Genomic DNA, 18,120 nt, shown 5'->3' with positions numbered 1-18,120 from the left:
TTTTGATTTGATTTGATTTGCATAATACCGGCTCTTAGTATTATTATAGGCTCTGTACATGATATTTGGAGAGATATGTGATGGAATTATATGAAGCAATTATAAACGACGTGCTTTGCTATAATTTAGAGCAGCATGTTGCATTTGTCGTCAGAATCAAGGCACCGGCCTACCAGATGTTTAATGAAAATACGGATGCCGAATTCAAAAAATTGGATCTTACGGGGGTGAAACTTGACGTTCGCTATAACGAAGGCAAGTTCACGCGTTTTAATTTGGTATGCGAAACTAAGGATTCAAAGAGTCCTTATATCGTCAATCTGTTGGTGCATTATGATTTGATCGAAATTTTAAAGTTGAATCTGATCATGGCAGAAGTCAAAAAGAACCTCAATGAATCACCTGAAAACAAGGCTCCTTATCAGGTCGTCACTCTTGATGAATTAGAAAAAAATTTTGCCGGAAGCAAGCTTGTCAATCACCGCGTTGGAATCGGATACGAGCTTGTTGCGGCAAAAAGCTGACAGCATTTCCTATTTTTAAATTTTCTTCGTTATTAATTCAATAAAATACAGTATGATATAGTTATAGAGTTGATTAGTCGCATGGTACAACGATAAAAGAGGTAACAGAACTGAATGAATAAAAATAAATGGTGCAATGATCGTGAGTATATGAGTTATGTGGGCGAACTTTTGGAACGACCGGAAGTTTTGGCATTGGACAACTTTACCCAGCATCATTTTTCAACGAGACTGGAACATTCGATTGCTGTTTCATATGAAAGCTATAAGATTGCCAAAAAGCTGCACTTGAATGCCAAAGCGACTGCTCGTGCCGGCTTGCTGCACGATCTCTTTTACTATGATTGGCGCGTTACGAAGTTTGACCTCGGAACGCATGCATGGGTGCATCCTCGGATTGCGTTGAGAAATGCAGAGAAACTGACGCCGCTTTCTCCGCTTGAAAAAGACATCATCATGAAGCATATGTGGGGTGCAACTGCGTGCCCCCCGAAGTATCCGGAAGGTTATATCGTAACGTTGGTCGATAAGTATTCTGCAACTGAAGAATATGGCAAACATTTATGTCTGAAGTTTTTCGGCAAAGCCAAGCAGCGCTTGGAACGCAAGAAAGCGGACGGCATTCGCTGATTTGTTGTTGAGATTAAAAGGCCTGCGATTTGTAGGCCTTTGTTATTTTGTTAAGGTGGTTAATTTTTATGTCAGTCGAATCAAAAAAAGCAGATGATTTTTGTTTGTGTCCAAAGTTTGAAAAAACATTTGGAATTTTAGGCAAGAAGTGGAATGGTTTAATTTTGGAAGTTTTACTTGCTGAAGGTGACCAACGTTTTACCGATTTGGCTCAAAAAATTCCTCAATGCAGCGATCGCGTCCTGGTTGAACGATTAAAAGAACTTGAAAAGGAAGGCTTGATTGAAAAGGTTTATATGCGAGATTGTGCCAGAGGATTTTATCGCTTGACTCGTTGCGGTGAGGACTTAAAAAAGATTATGAAAGAGATACACTCATGGTCCGAAAAGTGGATTTTGGAAACGGACAAGAATTAAAGCCTTGACTGAATTGAAAAACAAGATTAAACTTGAAAGTATGAAGAATGAAAGACGTTGACGGAAACTAGTAGGTCAAAGTTTGAAGAAGAGAAGGGCTCGCAGCTGAGAAGGCCCGTTTGAATGATGACCGAATTTCACTTCCCGAGTTGGCATTGAGAGATGCACCGTTTCATGGACGTTATCCCATGAAAAGCGTCATGTGCCTGCACATGAAACAAGGGTGGTACCGCGAAGCCTCGTCCCTTTTGGGGACGAGGCTTTTTCAATGTTTTGAAAAAGCTTTTGAAAGGAATGGAACAATGAATCTGAAAGATAAACTGGAAGAGCTCAAAGAAAAGGGCTTGGAAGAAATCAAAAATGCAGATAATTCCCAAAAGATCAACGAAATTCGCGTTAACCTTTTGGGAAAAAAAGGACCTATTACTGAAGTGCTCCGCGGGATGCGCGATCTGTCTGCCGAAGAACGCCCAAAGGTCGGCAGTTTTGCCAATGCAATCAAAGAAGAACTTGCAACGGCAATTGCCGAAAAATGCGAAAAAATTGAAATTGAGCGCACGGCAAAACAACTTGAAAAAGAAAAAATCGACGTTACAATGCCAGGTTTCCCTGTTGAGGAAGGTCAGCCTCACGTTTTGATGCAAGTCATCGACGAAATTGAAAAGCTGTTCATCGGAATGGGCTTTCAAATTGTTGACGGACCTGAAGTTGAAGAAGACCATTACAATTTTGAAATGCTGAACCTTCCGCCGGATCACCCGGCTCGCGATATGCAGGATACGTTTTATATCAATGATCGTTTGCTCATGAGAACGCAGACGTCTCCTGTTCAGGCAAGGACGATGGAAGTCCATGATTTTTCAAAAGGCCCGCTCAAGATGATTTCTCCGGGCAAGGTTTATCGTCGTGATACCGATGATGCTACTCATTCTCATCAGTTCCATCAGGTTGAAGGGCTTGTGATCGACAAAAACATCACGATGGGTGATTTGAAAGGAACTTTGGAACTTGTGGCCAAGACGATTTTTGGCGAGAATCGCGAAATCAGACTTCGCCCGAGCTACTTCCCATTCACAGAGCCTTCCGTTGAAGTCGACGTGTCATGCTTCAAGTGTGGTGGCAAAGGCTGCTCCGTTTGCAAGCAATCCGGTTGGATCGAAGTTCTCGGTGCCGGCATGGTTCATCCGAATGTTTTGAAAATGGCCGGAGTAGATTCGGAAGTTTATGGCGGATTTGCATTTGGTCTTGGACCGGACCGTTTCGCAATGCTTAAGTACGGCGTTGATGATATTCGCGAATTTTACCTTAACGATGTCCGCTTCTTAAGTCAATTTTCACAGAAAGGTTAGTCACAAATGAAAGTTTCAACAAAATGGTTAAATGATTACGTCAAAGTTGACGATCTCGATCCGTTGGCTTTGTCAGAAAAAATTGAACGGACGGCAGTCGAAGTCGATGATACTTACAGGATGCAGGACGGACTGAAAAAAATCGTCGTCGGGCACGTGCTTGAAACAAAAGATCATCCGGATTCTGATCACTTGCATATCTGCCAAGTGGATATTGGCGAAGAAGAGCCTTCACAAATCGTTTGCGGTGCTCCAAACGTTGCAGCCGGCCAAAAAGTTATCGTTGCTTTGCCAAATTCACGGATAGCAGACAATGTAAAGATTAAAAAGTCAAAGATGCGCGGCGTTGTGTCCGAAGGCATGATTTGTGCCTTGCAGGAAATCGGTTTTTCAGAAACCATTGCTCCGAAAGCATATGCTGAAGGAATTTATGTCTTGCCGGAAGATGCCAAGCCTGGAGATCCGGTTTATCCGTATCTTGGCATGGATGAAGACATTATTGACGTTGATATTACGCCAAATCGCGGCGATATGCTCAGCATGCGCGGCGTTGCTTACGAAGTCGGAGCAATTTACGACAGGAAAGTAACTTTGAGTCATCCTGAAGTCAAGGAAGCATCGGATGAAAAAATTGAGGACTATGTTTCAATTGAAGCTTCGGAAGAGCTGGTTGCTCCATATTTGATGAGAATCATCAAGGACGTCGAAGTCAAAGACAGTCCGCTTTGGCTTCAAAAACGCTTGTGGAACGCAGGCATTCGACCGATCAACAACGTTGTTGACGTGACGAACTATATTTTGCTCGACTATGGACAGCCATTGCATTCATTTGATTACGATAAATTGGGTTCAAAGAAGATTGTCGTTCGTTTGGCCGAAGAAGGCGAAAAGATGACGACGCTTGACGGTGAGGAACGTGAATTGAAAGCAAACGACATCGTCGTAACGAATGGCGAAGTTCCGGTTGCTCTTGCCGGAATTATGGGCGGTCTTGATTCGGAAGTCGTTCCTGAAACGACGACGATTGCGCTTGAATCGGCCGTCTTTAACGGACACAACATTCGCAAGACTTCGCGGCGCGAAAACCTGCATTCGGAAGCATCGATGCGCTTTGAACGCGGCATCAACAAGGCAACGGTTGCTGAAGCGCTTGATGCTGCAGCACAAATGATTGCAGAACTCGGCAACGGCCAGGTTGTTTCAGGCGTTGCCAAGGACAATGACAAAAAAGCAGAAGCAAAAGAAGTCAAAATTACGTTGAAGAAGATCAACAAGGTGCTTGGAACTTCTCTGACGGAACAAGAAGTCGAAGATATTTTCCGTCGCCTTGGTTTCGGTACTGCATTTTCCGAAGATACGTTCACGGTTTCCGTTCCGCCGCGTCGTTGGGATATCGAAATTGATGCCGATCTTATCGAAGAAGTTGCTCGCATTTACGGCTATGACAACCTGCCGACAACGCTTCCTCAGGGACCGACGACACCGGGACACTACACCTACAAGCAAAAGATCATTCGTCAAACTCGACGTTTGCTTGAAGGTGCCGGATTGACGCAAGCTATTTCTTACGGCTTGACGACGGCTGAAAAAGCTCGCCGCTTTGCAATGGAACCCGCCGAAACGACTGAACTTGCCTTTCCGATGACGAGCGATCGCACTACTGCTCGCATGAATCTTGTTTCAGGCTTGCTTGATGACGTTGCCTATAATGCTGCTCGTAAAGTTGAAAATGTTTCTTTGTATGAACAAGGTCGCGTATTTTTGCGCGATAAGGACAATGACCGTCCTCGTGAAGTTGAACATGTTGCCGGCGCGCTGACCGGTTTGTTCAGAAAGTCCACATGGCATGATGACAAACTTGCGGCAGGGTTTTTATTTGGCAAAGGGAATTGTCGACTTCTTGCTCAATTCGTTGGCTGTTTCAGGTCGAATCGAATATCGTGCAACGGCTTCTCACGAGGCAATGCATCCTGGGCGCACGGCCGATATTTATCTTGATGACGATTTTATCGGATATGTCGGCGAAGTTCATCCAAGCGTTGCCAAAGAATATCGCCTGAAACGCGTTTACGTGTTCGAGCTTAATCTGCAAAAGATCATTGATGCTCCGAAGAAAGAATCAATTTACGAACCTGTTTCCAAGTATCCGACCGTCAGTCGCGATATTGCTTTGATCGTTCCGATTGAGGTTACGAATCAGCAAATTGTCGATTGCATCAAGAAAAACGGTGGGGCTTATCTTAAAGATATTCGCCTGTTTGACGTTTACAAGGGCGAAAATATCGGCAAGGGTTTCAGATCTTTAGCTTACACGCTTCAATTCAGCAATTCGAAGCAAACGCTGCAAGATGAAGAAGTTTCTCGTCCGTTCGATAAGATTAAAAATAAGCTGAAAGAAGAATTCCATGCGGTAATTCGCTAAAATAAGAATGATTCATCAAAAGCAAGGCTGTCGTCCGATTTGGACGACGGCTTTTTGTTTGTCATTGAATGTCTTGTCTTGCACTTCACGTCCCTTATTTGGTATAATTGGAAAGATAGAGTTTTGGTAGGAGGAGACACTCTTGGGCAAGAAAGATACTGAAAATGAAAACAAGATTGATGAAATGCTTGAAACATCAGGAATAAAAAATGAAAAGCAAGAAACGTCAAATAAGGATGAAAAACATCAAGAAGCTGAGTCCATATCCGTGAAAACAGAAGAAAAACCAGCAGATGATTGCAAAAAAGTTGAAAACGAACAGGAAAATTCCGAGAAAACAACGAAGGACTCACCTAAGAATCCAATGGGCAAGAAGATTATAGTCGGCGTAGTCTTGATGATCATGATTCTGGTTGCCGTCGTCGGGTCAGTCGGCTATCGTTATTTTGAATCGGCCAAAAAGCCGCTTGATCCAAAATCAACGAAAGCAATTGAAGTCAAAATTCCGATTGGGAGCACGAACAAGCAGATCGGTTCGATTTTGGAAGACAAAAAAGTCATCAAGAGTGGTTTTGTTTTTGATTATTATGCCAAAACATCGAAAAGAAGCGGATTTAAGGCCGGCTACTACCAATTGAAACCATCGATGAGTCTTGGAAAGATTGCAGACGAGCTTGAAAAGGGCGGTTCAAGTCATCCGTTCGGATCTGGCAAAGTTCTTGTCAGAGAAGGCATTACGGTTGACCAGGTCGGTGACGTGATTCAAAAGAATACGCGTTTCAAAAAGAAAGAGTTTTTGAAACTGGTAAACGATCGGGAATTTTTGAATGATCTAAAGCACAAGTATCCGGCACTTTTGACGTCTGCCGTCGATGCTAAGGGAGTTCGCTACAAGCTTGAAGGTTACCTTTATCCGGCAACCTACTTCGTTCAAAAAAATGAAACCTTAAAGCAGCTGGTTGAACAAATGGTTTCCAAGACAAATGAGGTTTTGACTCCTTATTATGGACAGATTTCACAAAAGAAGATGAGCGTGCAGCAGGTCTTGACGCTTGCTTCCCTGGTTGAAAGGGAAGGCGTTACGCCCGAAGACCGTTATAAGATTGCAGGCGTCTTTGAAAACCGCTTGGAAAAAGACATGATGATCCAATCTGATATTTCGGTTCTTTATGCACTCGGAAAACATAAGGCACACGTAACTTTCAAAGATTTGAAGGTCGATTCACCTTATAATCTTTACAAGAACAAAGGAATGGGGCCTGGACCTTTCAACAACCCGAGCGTTGATTCGGTTAAGGCAGTGCTTAATCCGGTCGATAAAGACAAGGAATACCTGTATTTTATCGCCAACATGAAGACCGGTAAGGTATACTTCAGCAAGACGTATGCTGAACACTTGGCGCTTACCAAAAAATTGGAAAAAGACAACAACTAGTTTAAGGAGAGACAATCAATGTCAGCAGCAACACACAAACGTCCCGTAATCATCGGTGTGACCGGGGGATCCGGCAGCGGGAAAACCTCCGTTTCGCGCGCGATTTTCGATTCTTTGAACGGTCATTCGCTTTTGATGATTCAAGAAGATTCATATTATAAGAATCAAGACGACATTTCTTTTGACGAAAGGGTCAAAGTCAACTATGATCATCCGAATGCGTTTGACACGGATCTTTTGATTGAACAACTGGGCGATCTGCTTGAATGGAAGGCAATCGATATTCCCGTCTACGATTACGTTCAGCACACTAGAAGCAAGCAGACGGTTCACGTTGAACCAAAAGAAGTAATCATCGTTGAAGGAATTCTTGTTTTGAATGATCCTCGTTTGCGTGATTTGATGGATATCAAGATTTTTGTCGATACTGATGATGATATTAGAATCATTCGTCGCATTCAGCGCGATATTGAAGAACGCGGTCGTTCCCTTCAATCTGTCATTGATCAGTATTTGTCAACGGTCAAACCGATGTATCACCAGTTTATCGAACCAACGAAACGCTATGCCGACATCATCGTGCCGGAAGGCGGCGAAAATCAGGTTGCGATTGATATTTTGGTAACAAAGGTTCGCGACATCATCAGCAAGACGAACGTTAATGATTAATTCTGACAATTTTTAATGATTGTGATATAATTATCCTTGTTTATAGGCATTTGAAGAGCCTAATTTAATAGTTTTAGAGGTGTGCTATGGCTGAAGAAAAAACATTTCCAATGACGTTGGAAGGAAAAGAAAAGCTTGAAAAGGAACTTGAAGAATTAAAGACAACGAAACGTGCAGAGATTATTGAACGAATCAAAATCGCACGTTCTTTCGGCGATCTTTCCGAAAATTCAGAATATGAGGCTGCAAAGAACGAACAATCCATTCTTGAAGGTCGCATCAAAGAAGTTACGAACATGCTCAACCATGCCGAGATTATCGACAATGGCGCCATTGCAGAAGATGAGGTCGCAATTGGCAAGACCGTAACTTTCCAAGAAGAAGACGACGAACCGGAAACATACCAAATCGTTGGTGCTGCAGAATCAGATCCGTTCAATGGCAAGATTTCAAACGAATCTCCGATTGCCAAAGGATTAGTCGGACATAAGGTCGGTGAAACGGTGACCGTTGAAACTCCTGGCGGAGACATGCAAGTCAAAATCATTTCAGTGGAATAATAACCAAAATAAGGATTGAGGGAAAGCCTCAATCCTTATTTTTTTCGCGTTCGTTTTTATGTAGCTGCTGCTCAAGCGCTGAGATTCTGGTTGAAAGTTCCCCATTTTGGCGCTCGAGCTTGTGAAGCACATGCATAATCTGGACAAATTCGCTTTTTTTATGCTCTTCGGTAAAGAATTTGGTCAAAGTGCTCGTCAGCATCCCGATAAAACCTACGCCCAAGATCATCAGCAGGGCAGCGGCAAAGCGACCAATGAAGGTATGCGGCGAAATGTCTCCGTAGCCGACGGTCGAAACGGTTGCAAGTGCCCACCAGAATGCATTTCCCAACGAAACGTGCTCTGAAAGCGAGTAGATGAATGATGACACCAGCAGCATGAGTCCGCAGACGTAAAAGAGATAGACAATATTGTTTGTTTTCAAAAATGTTTTTAGTTTAAGTTGTAGCTTGCCGATGATTCCGGCCAAACGCACGAATCGAAAAACAAGCAGGATGCGCTGCATCGAAACGAGCTTGAAAATTCGGTTGAAACGGAAAAATGAGAAGAGCGCATTCAGCGGGATGATTGCCAGCAAATCCCAAATATGGGTCCTGAAGTAGAAACGTTTGTCTTTGGCGACCATCAGTCCGTAGAAATAGTCGAAGACAAACATCAGCCAGATTGAAGCATCGACGTAGACGTAAGGCTTCTGAACGATGCTGATTATTCCGCTGATGTCAAGCATGCTGAGAATAATTGAAATTGTGGCAAGAATGATGATCAAAGCATTATAGCTTCTACGCATAAAATCCCTCCTACAATTTTAGCGTCAGCGTTGAAAGAACGATCAAAAGGACCGCGCTCGACAAAACGATCAGCAGATCAACGTACGGATTTGCAATTAGCGAAAAAAAGTTTCTGAGCGAAAGCAAAAGAAGAATCGCCAAACTGAGCAGCAACAGCAAAAAGACCGTTTTTAACGGTGCAAAGACGAAAATCAGGTACAAGGATGCCAAAAGCATCAGGTTTCTAAGGTTGGTAAACCATAGCTTTGATCCGAAAAAGGCCTTTTTGTATGAAAATTTACGGTTTTGAGGTTGATTGCTGATTTTAAGAATCGCCAACAAAAACCATGCGACATAAAGGGCAATTCCCGCAATGTACAAATTGAGGTCCCCTTTCTGTCAGTTTTGGGCAAACAAATCGGTCAGATGCTTCATGAACGTTTTGACGAATCGTTCCTTGTCGACGTTTACGGCAGCCTGCGTTTGCCTTGCTTCATCGTTGATTCTTGTTTCGTCACCGATCGTGCGGCCGGCATAAGCACCTTTCGTATCAACTTTCATGTTCAGGTAGATCGTGTCGACGAGACTCGGATCGACTGCTGCGGCAGCTGCCAAAGGATCATGCAAAGCGCAGCCGCCAAGATGGGGACTCGTGACCTTGTAGGCATCGATGTAGTAATCGGTGATGTCAGCGTACTTTTCCCCGGCAACGGTGCCGAGTTCGCGCCACTTCTTCGTATCTTCCTTCGTCAGCAGTGTTCTTGTCGTCACGTCAAGACCGATCATCGTCAAAGGAAGATTGCTTCTGAAGACTTCATCGGCAGCTACCGGATCCTGATTGATGTTTGCTTCCGTTACGGGCGTAACGTTGCCCGGAACCGTCAGAGCACCGCCCATCAAAGTGACGTGGCCGATCAGATCGATGATCGACGGATCTTTTTTGATGGCAGCGGCAAGATTGGTCAAAGGACCGGTCGGAACGATCAAAAGACGTCCCTGATATTTGTGAGCCGCTTCGATGAAGAAGTCGACGCCTGACATTTTTTCGACCTGGCGCTTGGCCTTCTTTAATTCGACCTCGCCAACACCGTTTTTGCCGTGAATCTGCGCGCTGATCGGCATGACGGAAAAGCTCTTCGTCGTTGAAGAGTGCGAAAGACCGCAAAAGACCGGTACTTCGGGATGCCCGAGCATTTCAAGCAGGTTCAGGCTGTTTTGGGCGCTGTTTTCGACCAGAACGTTGCCGTACGAGCCGACGATTCCGATCAGATCGCATTCGGGTGCGGCCAACGCATATGCGATGGCAAGCGCGTCATCGATCCCGGTATCGAGATCGAGAATCATTTTATATTTTGCCAAAGGAAATCACTCCCATAAATTTGTTTATCACTTTTAGTTTATCAGAAAACAGGGAAGAAAACAGTTGTTTTTTTTGAGAAATGCAGGGCGTCGGGAGAAAATGGAACATTTTATCAAGACGACAGATTGAGTCGCTTGTAATCTTTATAATATAATTAAAGGATGTAAACAATACTGTTCCAGTCGGCAAAAGTTTTGCAGAGCTATTGTCATAGCTGAGCTGGGTTATCCTTCTTCGGCTTCTTTTTACATAGATTTGATCTAATATTTCGGCAGGAGAATATCAGTCTATATCGCCATCCCAATATTCAGGATGATTTGTACCAGGTGTCCCTCCACCGATTATTTCTGATACATCTCCCAACTTACGCTGCTTCCAAGCGATAATTTGCTCAAATTAGCCATTAACAAATATAACTTCATTTAAAAAACATCTTCTTTTTCAAGCAAAAATAATCTCATACTTTTTATTATTCTCGTTTTCATTATTTTCTCCCTATCTCCTTGTCATTTTCGTCATGTTTAAGGTATCATTAAACTATCTATATGTGCAGAAGGGATGTTTTTATGGCACGGCAGGATCTTTTGGAATTTTTGAAACAGGGGTTGGACGCTCTGGATTTCAAAGGCGACGTTTCGCTTGACTGGGACAAAAAGAGTCATTCGTTTGTCGTCGATCTGGTTTTTTACATCGAAAACAAAGCAGGACAGCAGATGGAAGATGCGGACGGAATATTGTCGGATGAACCGATTATCGCATTCAGTGATGCGATTTTGATCTATGACGGAAAAAAAGGCCTTGCAGGATACGATGCGGATGATTTTCTGGCATGTCTTGCGTTTGACGGCAAGGAAGGTTGGAGTCTTGCGTACGGAAAGGCTTTTTTGACCTATTTACAGATCATTATGGACAACGGGACAAGAGATCTCTTGAAGTTTTTTGCAGACGATGAAGATGAAATTTTTGAACTCGAATGGTCAGATGAAGAATTCAGCCGATTATTGAAAAATGCAGAGTCTGAATATCCAAGACAGTCTTTGCATTATCCCAAATTCTAACTGGAGGAATTATTTTGGAATGGACAGAACTGGTCGTTGAAACGACCCTTGAAGCAAGCGATGCAGTCGTTGAAATTTTGATGCAAAACGGTGCAGGCGGCGTGCGGTTTGATGATGAAAACGGAAATGACGATTTAAAGATTATTACTTATTTTCCTGAAAGCAAACCAGTCGTTGAGCTTTCGCGCGATTTGAAGCAAAAAGTTTTGGGGTTGGCAGAATTCGGTTTGAATCCTGGCAAGGCGAACGTTTTCGTAAAGACAAACGATGACGCAAGCTGGGTTGACGCCTGGAAAAAGTACTATCATCCCGTCAGAGTGACGCGTTATCTGACGATCGTGCCGAGCTGGGAAGAATACGTGCCGCAAAGCGCTGACGAACAGGTGATTTTGCTTGATCCCGGCAAGGCTTTCGGAACGGGCACGCATCCGACGACGAAACTTGCTTTGCTTGGACTTGAGTCAGCGATTCGCGGCGGCGAAAAGATGATTGACGTCGGCACCGGTTCCGGCGTTTTGAGCATTGCTGCCTGCAAGCTCGGTGCAAAGGAAGCGTTGGCCTATGACGTTGACGATGAAGCCATCAAGGCTTGCGACGTTAATCTGAAGCTCAATCCTGAAGAAAGATCGAAGATTCACGTTGCGACAAATGACCTGCTGAACGGAGTCGATGAAAAGGCTGACCTGATCTGCGCGAATATTTTGGCGGAAATCATCGTTCCGCTCATTCCGCAAGCATTCAATTGCTTAAATGACGGCGGAATCTTCATCACGTCCGGCATCATCAGCGACAAGGCCGATTTGATCGAAGAAAAATTGCAAAATGAAGGCTTTGTCATCGATCAGATTTCACGGATGAAAGACTGGTTTTCAATTGTTGCGCACAAGCCAGGCGAGGGTGAAGAATAATGCAGCGCTATTTTTCAGAGCAGAATTTTTCCGGAAATACATTGAATCTATCGGAAGACGTTTACAAGCATGCAGTCGTTGTCATGAGGATGAAAGCAGGCTCAAAGTTTGAGCTCGTGACGCCGGACAAAGTCGTTCACGTCATGGAGCTGGTTACGGTCGATCGATTCGGCCAAAAAGCAGGCGGTTGCCCATGAATGCGAGCGTTTTGAGCATCAGGTCGAACTTCCGGTTGAAGCAACGATCGTTTGCGGATTGCCTAAAAACGACAAAACGGATCTGATCGTCATGAAAGCTACGGAACTGGGAGTTTCAAAGATCGTCTTTTTTGCCGGCGACTGGTCCGTAGCGCGCTGGGCCAAGCAAAAGCAGGCCAAAAAATTGGAACGCCTGCAAAAAATTGCCAAGTCGGCGGCAGAACAGTCGCACAGAACGACGATCCCTGAAGTTTCTTATCTGGACGGCTTGGAAGATCTTTTGCCGGATGAAGATACGATCGGACTTTGCGCCTACGAAGAATCGGCCAAGGCCGGTGAAAAAGGGATGCTGGTCAAAATTTTCGACGTGCTTAAGACCGGTGAAAAGAAGAAAGTCACGGCTGTTTTTGGCCCGGAAGGAGGAATCAGCCCCAAAGAAGTCGAACTGCTGAAGAAAAAAGGATTTTCCTTTGCCGGATTAGGCCCAAGGATCATGCGAGCGGAAACGGCTCCGTTATACTTTTTATCGGCTCTTTCATTTGCATTGGAACTAGAGTAAAATAGTAGACAATAAACGAATTAATTTTTGCGAAGAGAGGTCAGTTATGGAAAATCGCAGTCTCAGTATTCAACGCATCGTCTGGTATTTGGCGATTGCTACAGCCTTTGCATTCGTCGTTCCGATCCTGTTCACATATTTAAATACGACCGACGTACATCGAATCGGAATAATTTTATTTGGAATCTACGTTGTTTATGCCGTTGTTGTCGGACTTTATGCGGGAAAATCAAATGAGCATTTTTGGGTACTGCTGTTTTTCCCGATATTGTATCTTATCGGATATCGATTTTTCTTCGATGGATATGCAAGATACTTTACGGTTGTTTACCTTGGCTTGAGCTTTGCGGCATACGGCATAACGAAAGACTGAAGCCGCGGTAAGAAGTGTTTTCTTGCCTGCTCGGGCGGGACGACACGGTTGTTCCGCCTTTTTTAAAATCTTATTGGGATTGCTAGGAGTGGTTGTTATGGAAAAAGAAAACATCTGGAGTGCACAGGACGTGATTGGAATGTGCGAAAAATACATGAATGAAGAGCATGTGGCAATGGTTCGCAAGGCTTGCGACTTTGCATCGTACGTTCATCGGGAACAATTCAGAAAATCTGGGGAACCCTACATTATTCATCCGATTCAGGTTGCCGGAATTCTGGCAGATTTGAAAATGGATCCTGAAACGGTCAGTGCAGGCTTTTTACATGACGTTGTCGAAGACACGCCCGTTACTTTGGGGGATGTCGGCGAACTTTTCGGAAAAGACGTCGAGGTCATCGTTGACGGCGTAACCAAGCTCAGCAAGATTCGCTACAAATCGCATCAAGAACAGCTGGCTGAAAATCACCGCAAGCTGCTCTTGGCAATGTCAAAGGATTTGCGCGTGATTATCGTCAAACTTGCAGACAGGCTCCACAACATGAGGACGCTGGGGCATCTGCGTCCCGACAAGCAAAGAAGGATTGCCAACGAAACGCTTGAAATCTATGCGCCGTTGGCAGATCGACTCGGGATCAGCACGATCAAATGGGAATTGGAAGACATTTCGCTGCGCTACCTTAATCCTCAACAATACTATCGCATCGTTCATTTGATGAATTCAAAGCGTGAAGAACGCGTTCAGTATATCGACGAAGCCATTACGGAGATTAAAGAAGCCATCGCAGATCTGCATTTGGACTGCGAAATCTACGGACGACCAAAGCACATCTATTCGATTTATCACAAGATGCGTGATCTTCACAAGCAATTCAGTCAAATTTATGACTTGCTTGCAGTGCGCGTCGTGGTTAAGTCGATCAAAGACTGCTATGCCGTTTTGGGAGCAATTCATACCAAGTGGAAACCGATGCCTGGTCGCTTTAAAGACTATATCGCGATGCCAAAGGCCAACATGTATCAGTCGCTTCATACGACGGTCATCGGGCCAAAAGACAAGCCGTTGGAAGTTCAGATCAGAACTGAGGAGATGCACCGCGTGGCCGAATACGGGATTGCTGCTCATTGGGCCTATAAGGAAGGCAAAACGAACGGCGTCAAGCAGACGACGACAGGAGACAAGCTGAATCTGTTTAAGGAAATCATCGAGATTCAAAATGAATCAAACGACGCGAAAGAATTCATGGAAAACGTCAAAGGCGATCTGTTCAGCGACCGCGTCTACGTTTTCACGCCAAAGGGCGACGTTTACGAATTGCCGAAAGGATCAGGACCGCTTGACATGGCCTATTCGATTCATACCGAGGTCGGCAATCATACGACCGGAGCCAAAGTCAATGGCAAGATCGTTCCGCTCGACTATCAGGTCAAGAACGGTGATATCGTTGATATCTTGACGTCGCAAAATTCAGCGGGACCAAGTCGCGACTGGCTTGATCTGGTGCATACGAACAAGGCCAAGAATAAGATCAAGCGTTTCTTCAAGCAGCAGGATCGCATCCAAAACATCGATCGTGGCCGCGATATTCTTGACCAGGGCTTGATTGAAGGCGGGTATCAGCCGCATGACGTGATGAGCAGCAAGAAAAACATTGAGCGAGTGCTTAACAAGAAACAACTGGCAACGCTTGACGATTTGTACGCTGCCATCGGTTTCGGAGAAATTCCGCCTGCAGGCATCATTAACGTCTTGACGGAAGACATTCGTGCCAAGCGCGAGCAGGAAAGAAAAGAAGCGCAGGAAAAGGCTCTGCTTGAAGATCATCAGGAAATCAACAACGTCAAAACAGGCAAGAGGAAAAATGAAGAAGGCGTCATGATTGAGGGAATCGACAATCTGCTGGTTCGCTTGAGCCATTGCTGCAGTCCGATTCCGGGAGACGAAATCGTCGGCTATATTACAAAAGGGCGCGGCGTTTCGGTACATAGAATCGACTGTCCGAACGTCAAAAGCGCCGAACAGCATGGGACAAGGCTCGTCGACGTTACCTGGAACGTTATTCCGGACGTCAGAGCCACCTATAATACCGATCTTGAAATTGAAGGATACAACCGCTCCGGTCTTTTGAATGATGTTTTGCAGGCAATCAACAATACCACGAAGGATTTGAACTCCGTCAACGGACGCGTTGATCACAACAAGATGGCGACGATTGACGTTACGGTCGGAATCAGAGACAGAATTCATCTGCAGCGCGTAATCGACAACATCAAGCGAATCCCTGACGTCTACGTGGTCAAGCGAATCATTCACTAATGAGGTGAGGAAATGAGAACAGTATTGCAGCGGGCCAAGAATGCCCAGGTTGAAATTGACGGCAAGGTAAACGGAAAAATTGACCACGGTTTGGTGCTTTTGGTCGGCTTTGAAGAAGGCGACGGGCAAGAAGAAATCGACTATACGGTCAGAAAAATCGTCAATTGTCGAATTTTTTCAGATGAGAACGGCAAGATGAACCTTAGTCTTAAGCAGATTGGCGGACAGATTTTATCCGTTTCTCAGTTTACGCTTTATGCCGATACGAAAAAGGGCAATCGGCCGAGTTTTACTGACGCGCAAAACCCGAATGAAGCTTCAAAAAATTATGACAGATTCAATGAAAAGCTGCGCGAGGAAGGCGTAATCGTTGAAACCGGAGTCTTTGGCGCAGATATGAAGGTTTCGTTCACAAATGACGGCCCGGTGACGATTATTTTCGATACCGACAACAAATAGGTGGTGATAAAATGGGATTGATTTCGCTGGAGGAACAGGCAAGGGAGCTTTGTCTTTCGAATCACAGTTTTATTCCGACGACGATAGGCTTGAAGACTTGGCGCGAACGTTTAAGATTTGATCAAAAAATGCTCGTTCAGGATCAAAGCGTGAAAATCGTCAAAGAACGGGTCGAAATCGATGAAGAACGCTCCTTTGACGAATATCTGTATTTTCCAAAAGATCAGGCCAAAAATCTGCGCGTAATCTACTATATTCATGGCGGACAGTTCATCTCCGGCGGAGTCAATGAATATCACAAGCTGTTGGCAGAACTTTCGAGAAGATGCCATGCCTGCGTCGTTTTTCCGGAGTATGCACTGGCACCTGAACGCAAGGCACCGGCTCAAATGGTTCAGCTGCGGGCCGGGTATCTTGATTTACAGCGACTGGCGATAAAATATTCACTGGATCTATTGCATCTGACAGTTGCGGGCGATGATGTCGGCGGCGGAATGGCGGCAACGCTTGCGATGCTTTCTGAGGCGCGTCACTTGCCCTTGGAAAAGCTGCTGTTGTTTTATCCGGTCGTCAATGCTAATTTTGACAACCAGACTTATTACGAATTTGCCGGCGGATATCGAATTACGCGCGAACAGATGAAATGGGCCTGGCAGCAGTATTTGGGCGGGCTGTCGCCGACCGATGTCATGTATTCTCCTTTGCTTAGAAAATTCAGTGAACTGGCCGTTTTGCCCAAAACATTGATTTTGACCGCAGAGGCGGACGTTTTGCGAAATGAAGGCGAAGCATTTGGGCGAAAATTGCGTGATGCGGACGTTGACGTTTCTGTCGCTCGAATTTTGGGAACGATTCATGATTTCGTTTTGCTCAATGCATTGGATGAGACAAACGCTTGCCGATTGGCGATGGACATGGCAGTAGAATTTATCGAAAGAGACAGTGAGGTGTAGTTTTGTATCAGAATTATTTTTTTGACTTTGACGGAACGTTGTACGACACGTATGGCGGAATGGTATCAGCATTTGTTTCGGCCTTTGAAAATCAAGGCATAAAACTTGACAAGATTGAGACGTATCGCTTGATGCGAGTTGAATCGGTAAGGTATTGCTTTGCTCTTTTGAAAGAGAAATATCCGAAACTTGATGAAAAAAAGCTGCATGAGGACTATCACTTTTTTGAAAAGGGAAACCAGGAGCTGGCTGAGCCGTTTGACTTTGCAGGCAAAGTGCTTGAAACGATTCAAACAAGCGGCGGACAAAGCTTTTTGTTGACGCATCGCGATGAATCTGCAAAGGAAATTTTAAAAAGGGACGGTCTGCTTGAATATTTTAAGGATTTTGTGACTGCGGATGATAATTTCAAGCGCAAGCCGGATCCGGAGTCTCTTGATTATCTGCTTGACAAGCATCAAATCGACCGCAAAACGGCTGTGATGGTCGGAGACAGAACGCTCGACGTCGATGCGGGGCACAATGCCGGCATTGCCGGAATTCTGTTTGATCCGGACGGGTTGATCAAAGCAGACTCATGCCGTCCGGAGCAGCAGATAAAAACGTTGAAGGAATTGATTGGATAGTGGAAAACAAGAAAATTGAGACCGCAATTTTTGCGGGCGGCTGTTTTTGGTGCATGACCAAGCCGTTTGATCAGATGCCTGGAATAATTTCGGTTCGTTCAGGATACACGGTCGGAGACGTCGAAAATCCGACCTACGAGCAGGTCAAATCGGGAACCACCGGACACACCGAAGCAGTCAAGATCGTCTTTGACAAGACGATCATTTCATATGAGGAACTGCTTGAGATTTATTGGCATCAGACCGATCCGACGGATGCAGCGGGACAGTTTCAGGATCGAGGTTCGAATTATCGGCCGGTAATTTTCGTTAAAAATGAGACGCAAAGGCAAGCAGCAGAACTCTCCTTGAAAAATCTGATTGTGAGCGAGCGTTTCAAAAAGCCGATCGTAACCAGAATCGAATCAGCTTGTCCTTTTTATGAAGCGGAAGAAGAGCACCAGCAGTTTTACAAAAAAGATCCAAAGAGAATGGAATTTGAGGAATCGCAGGGAAGAAAACAGTTTATTGAAGAAAACTGGGGAATTTGAAAGGATAA

18 protein-coding genes, 2 pseudogenes and 1 other annotated feature are annotated in these 18,120 nt (G+C 44.7%); of the genes and pseudogenes, 17 read left to right on the top strand and 3 right to left on the bottom strand.

Features of this window, described 5'->3' with window-relative positions:
- Positions 1 to 80: 80 nt before the first annotated feature.
- From LRC_RS06190 to greA, 8 genes and pseudogenes are all read left to right on the top strand, one after another.
- Positions 81 to 524 (top strand): hypothetical protein, encoded by a 444-nt coding sequence (locus LRC_RS06190; protein WP_014073628.1) that lies wholly within the window; start codon positions 81 to 83, stop codon positions 522 to 524.
- 114 nt (positions 525 to 638) lie between these two features.
- Complete coding sequence (locus LRC_RS06185) at positions 639 to 1,154, top strand: HD domain-containing protein (protein ID WP_014073627.1); 516 nt, start codon at positions 639 to 641, stop codon at positions 1,152 to 1,154.
- A gap of 68 nt (positions 1,155 to 1,222) precedes the next feature.
- Positions 1,223 to 1,570 carry a winged helix-turn-helix transcriptional regulator gene (locus LRC_RS06180; RefSeq protein WP_003698578.1) on the top strand — a complete coding sequence of 116 codons (348 nt, stop codon included), beginning with the start codon at positions 1,223 to 1,225 and terminating at the stop codon, positions 1,568 to 1,570.
- 48 nt (positions 1,571 to 1,618) lie between these two features.
- Positions 1,619 to 1,820, top strand: a binding site (T-box leader).
- Positions 1,821 to 1,872: 52 nt separating this feature from the next.
- Positions 1,873 to 2,919, top strand: coding sequence for a phenylalanine--tRNA ligase subunit alpha (pheS, locus tag LRC_RS06175; protein ID WP_014073626.1), 1,047 nt, complete (start codon positions 1,873 to 1,875; stop codon positions 2,917 to 2,919).
- A gap of 6 nt (positions 2,920 to 2,925) precedes the next feature.
- Positions 2,926 to 5,341, top strand: a pseudogene (gene pheT, locus LRC_RS06170) (phenylalanine--tRNA ligase subunit beta).
- A gap of 142 nt (positions 5,342 to 5,483) precedes the next feature.
- Positions 5,484 to 6,776, top strand: a complete 1,293-nt coding sequence (gene mltG, locus LRC_RS06165; protein ID WP_014073625.1) for an endolytic transglycosylase MltG — start codon at positions 5,484 to 5,486, stop codon at positions 6,774 to 6,776.
- A gap of 18 nt (positions 6,777 to 6,794) precedes the next feature.
- Positions 6,795 to 7,445 (top strand): uridine kinase, encoded by a 651-nt coding sequence (udk, locus tag LRC_RS06160; RefSeq protein WP_014073624.1) that lies wholly within the window; start codon positions 6,795 to 6,797, stop codon positions 7,443 to 7,445.
- 86 nt (positions 7,446 to 7,531) lie between these two features.
- On the top strand, positions 7,532 to 8,005 hold the full coding sequence (gene greA, locus LRC_RS06155; protein WP_003694161.1) for a transcription elongation factor GreA: 474 nt from the start codon (positions 7,532 to 7,534) through the stop codon (positions 8,003 to 8,005).
- Positions 8,006 to 8,033: 28 nt separating this feature from the next.
- Here the strand turns inward: greA and LRC_RS06150 are convergent, their stop codons facing one another.
- From LRC_RS06150 to LRC_RS06140, 3 genes are read right to left on the bottom strand one after another with little or no spacing between them, the layout of a single operon-like run.
- Positions 8,034 to 8,792 (bottom strand): potassium channel family protein, encoded by a 759-nt coding sequence (locus tag LRC_RS06150; protein ID WP_014073623.1) that lies wholly within the window; start codon positions 8,790 to 8,792, stop codon positions 8,034 to 8,036.
- A 10-nt stretch (positions 8,793 to 8,802) separates the two neighbouring features.
- Entirely contained in the window at positions 8,803 to 9,153 is a 351-nt protein-coding gene (locus LRC_RS06145; protein WP_014073622.1) for a hypothetical protein, read from the bottom strand.
- 18 nt (positions 9,154 to 9,171) lie between these two features.
- A complete protein-coding gene (locus LRC_RS06140) occupies positions 9,172 to 10,131 on the bottom strand; it encodes a nucleoside hydrolase (RefSeq protein WP_014073621.1) in 960 nt (319 codons plus the stop codon).
- Between the two features lie 567 nt (positions 10,132 to 10,698).
- Between LRC_RS06140 and LRC_RS06135 the strand changes: the two genes are divergently transcribed.
- From LRC_RS06135 to msrA, 9 genes and pseudogenes are all read left to right on the top strand, one after another.
- Positions 10,699 to 11,190, top strand: coding sequence for a DUF3013 family protein (locus LRC_RS06135; RefSeq protein WP_014073620.1), 492 nt, complete (start codon positions 10,699 to 10,701; stop codon positions 11,188 to 11,190).
- 14 nt (positions 11,191 to 11,204) lie between these two features.
- Positions 11,205 to 12,098 (top strand): 50S ribosomal protein L11 methyltransferase, encoded by an 894-nt coding sequence (gene prmA, locus LRC_RS06130; protein WP_014073619.1) that lies wholly within the window; start codon positions 11,205 to 11,207, stop codon positions 12,096 to 12,098.
- Positions 12,098 to 12,854 (top strand): annotated as a pseudogene (locus LRC_RS06125) (RsmE family RNA methyltransferase). Before prmA ends, LRC_RS06125 begins: the two are co-directional and overlap by 1 nt.
- A 46-nt stretch (positions 12,855 to 12,900) precedes the next feature.
- Positions 12,901 to 13,227, top strand: coding sequence for a hypothetical protein (locus LRC_RS06120; RefSeq protein WP_003694142.1), 327 nt, complete (start codon positions 12,901 to 12,903; stop codon positions 13,225 to 13,227).
- Positions 13,228 to 13,324: 97 nt separating this feature from the next.
- Entirely contained in the window at positions 13,325 to 15,544 is a 2,220-nt protein-coding gene (locus LRC_RS06115) for a RelA/SpoT family protein (protein WP_014073618.1), read from the top strand.
- A 12-nt stretch (positions 15,545 to 15,556) separates the two neighbouring features.
- Positions 15,557 to 16,003 (top strand): D-aminoacyl-tRNA deacylase, encoded by a 447-nt coding sequence (gene dtd, locus LRC_RS06110; RefSeq protein WP_003694139.1) that lies wholly within the window; start codon positions 15,557 to 15,559, stop codon positions 16,001 to 16,003.
- 11 nt (positions 16,004 to 16,014) lie between these two features.
- Positions 16,015 to 16,956, top strand: a complete 942-nt coding sequence (locus LRC_RS06105; protein WP_014073617.1) for an alpha/beta hydrolase — start codon at positions 16,015 to 16,017, stop codon at positions 16,954 to 16,956.
- A 2-nt stretch (positions 16,957 to 16,958) separates the two neighbouring features.
- Positions 16,959 to 17,582: an HAD-IA family hydrolase gene (locus LRC_RS06100; protein WP_014073616.1), complete on the top strand. Its 624-nt coding sequence runs from the start codon at positions 16,959 to 16,961 to the stop codon at positions 17,580 to 17,582.
- Positions 17,582 to 18,112, top strand: a complete 531-nt coding sequence (msrA, locus tag LRC_RS06095) for a peptide-methionine (S)-S-oxide reductase MsrA (protein ID WP_014073615.1) — start codon at positions 17,582 to 17,584, stop codon at positions 18,110 to 18,112. The genes LRC_RS06100 and msrA overlap by 1 nt, the downstream gene beginning before the upstream one ends.
- Positions 18,113 to 18,120: the final 8 nt, after the last annotated feature.

The organism is Ligilactobacillus ruminis ATCC 27782 (genome assembly GCF_000224985.1).
GTDB classification, from domain to species: domain Bacteria; phylum Bacillota; class Bacilli; order Lactobacillales; family Lactobacillaceae; genus Ligilactobacillus; species Ligilactobacillus ruminis.
Note: the sequence above shows the minus strand (reverse complement) of the source record. Positions and strands in the feature narration are given on the sequence as shown.

Excerpts from the sequence above, each read along its gene's own strand:
- LRC_RS06190 (WP_014073628.1), top strand. The coding sequence starts at position 81 with ATGGAATTATATGAAGCAATTATAAACGACGTGCTTTGCTATAATTTA.
- LRC_RS06185 (WP_014073627.1), top strand. The coding sequence starts at position 639 with ATGAATAAAAATAAATGGTGCAATGATCGTGAGTATATGAGTTATGTG.
- LRC_RS06180 (WP_003698578.1), top strand. The coding sequence starts at position 1,223 with ATGTCAGTCGAATCAAAAAAAGCAGATGATTTTTGTTTGTGTCCAAAG.
- pheS (WP_014073626.1), top strand. The coding sequence starts at position 1,873 with ATGAATCTGAAAGATAAACTGGAAGAGCTCAAAGAAAAGGGCTTGGAA.
- udk (WP_014073624.1), top strand. The coding sequence starts at position 6,795 with ATGTCAGCAGCAACACACAAACGTCCCGTAATCATCGGTGTGACCGGG.
- greA (WP_003694161.1), top strand. The coding sequence starts at position 7,532 with ATGGCTGAAGAAAAAACATTTCCAATGACGTTGGAAGGAAAAGAAAAG.
- LRC_RS06150 (WP_014073623.1), bottom strand. The coding sequence starts at position 8,792 with ATGCGTAGAAGCTATAATGCTTTGATCATCATTCTTGCCACAATTTCA.
- LRC_RS06135 (WP_014073620.1), top strand. The coding sequence starts at position 10,699 with ATGGCACGGCAGGATCTTTTGGAATTTTTGAAACAGGGGTTGGACGCT.
- LRC_RS06120 (WP_003694142.1), top strand. The coding sequence starts at position 12,901 with ATGGAAAATCGCAGTCTCAGTATTCAACGCATCGTCTGGTATTTGGCG.
- LRC_RS06115 (WP_014073618.1), top strand. The coding sequence starts at position 13,325 with ATGGAAAAAGAAAACATCTGGAGTGCACAGGACGTGATTGGAATGTGC.
- dtd (WP_003694139.1), top strand. The coding sequence starts at position 15,557 with ATGAGAACAGTATTGCAGCGGGCCAAGAATGCCCAGGTTGAAATTGAC.
- LRC_RS06105 (WP_014073617.1), top strand. The coding sequence starts at position 16,015 with ATGGGATTGATTTCGCTGGAGGAACAGGCAAGGGAGCTTTGTCTTTCG.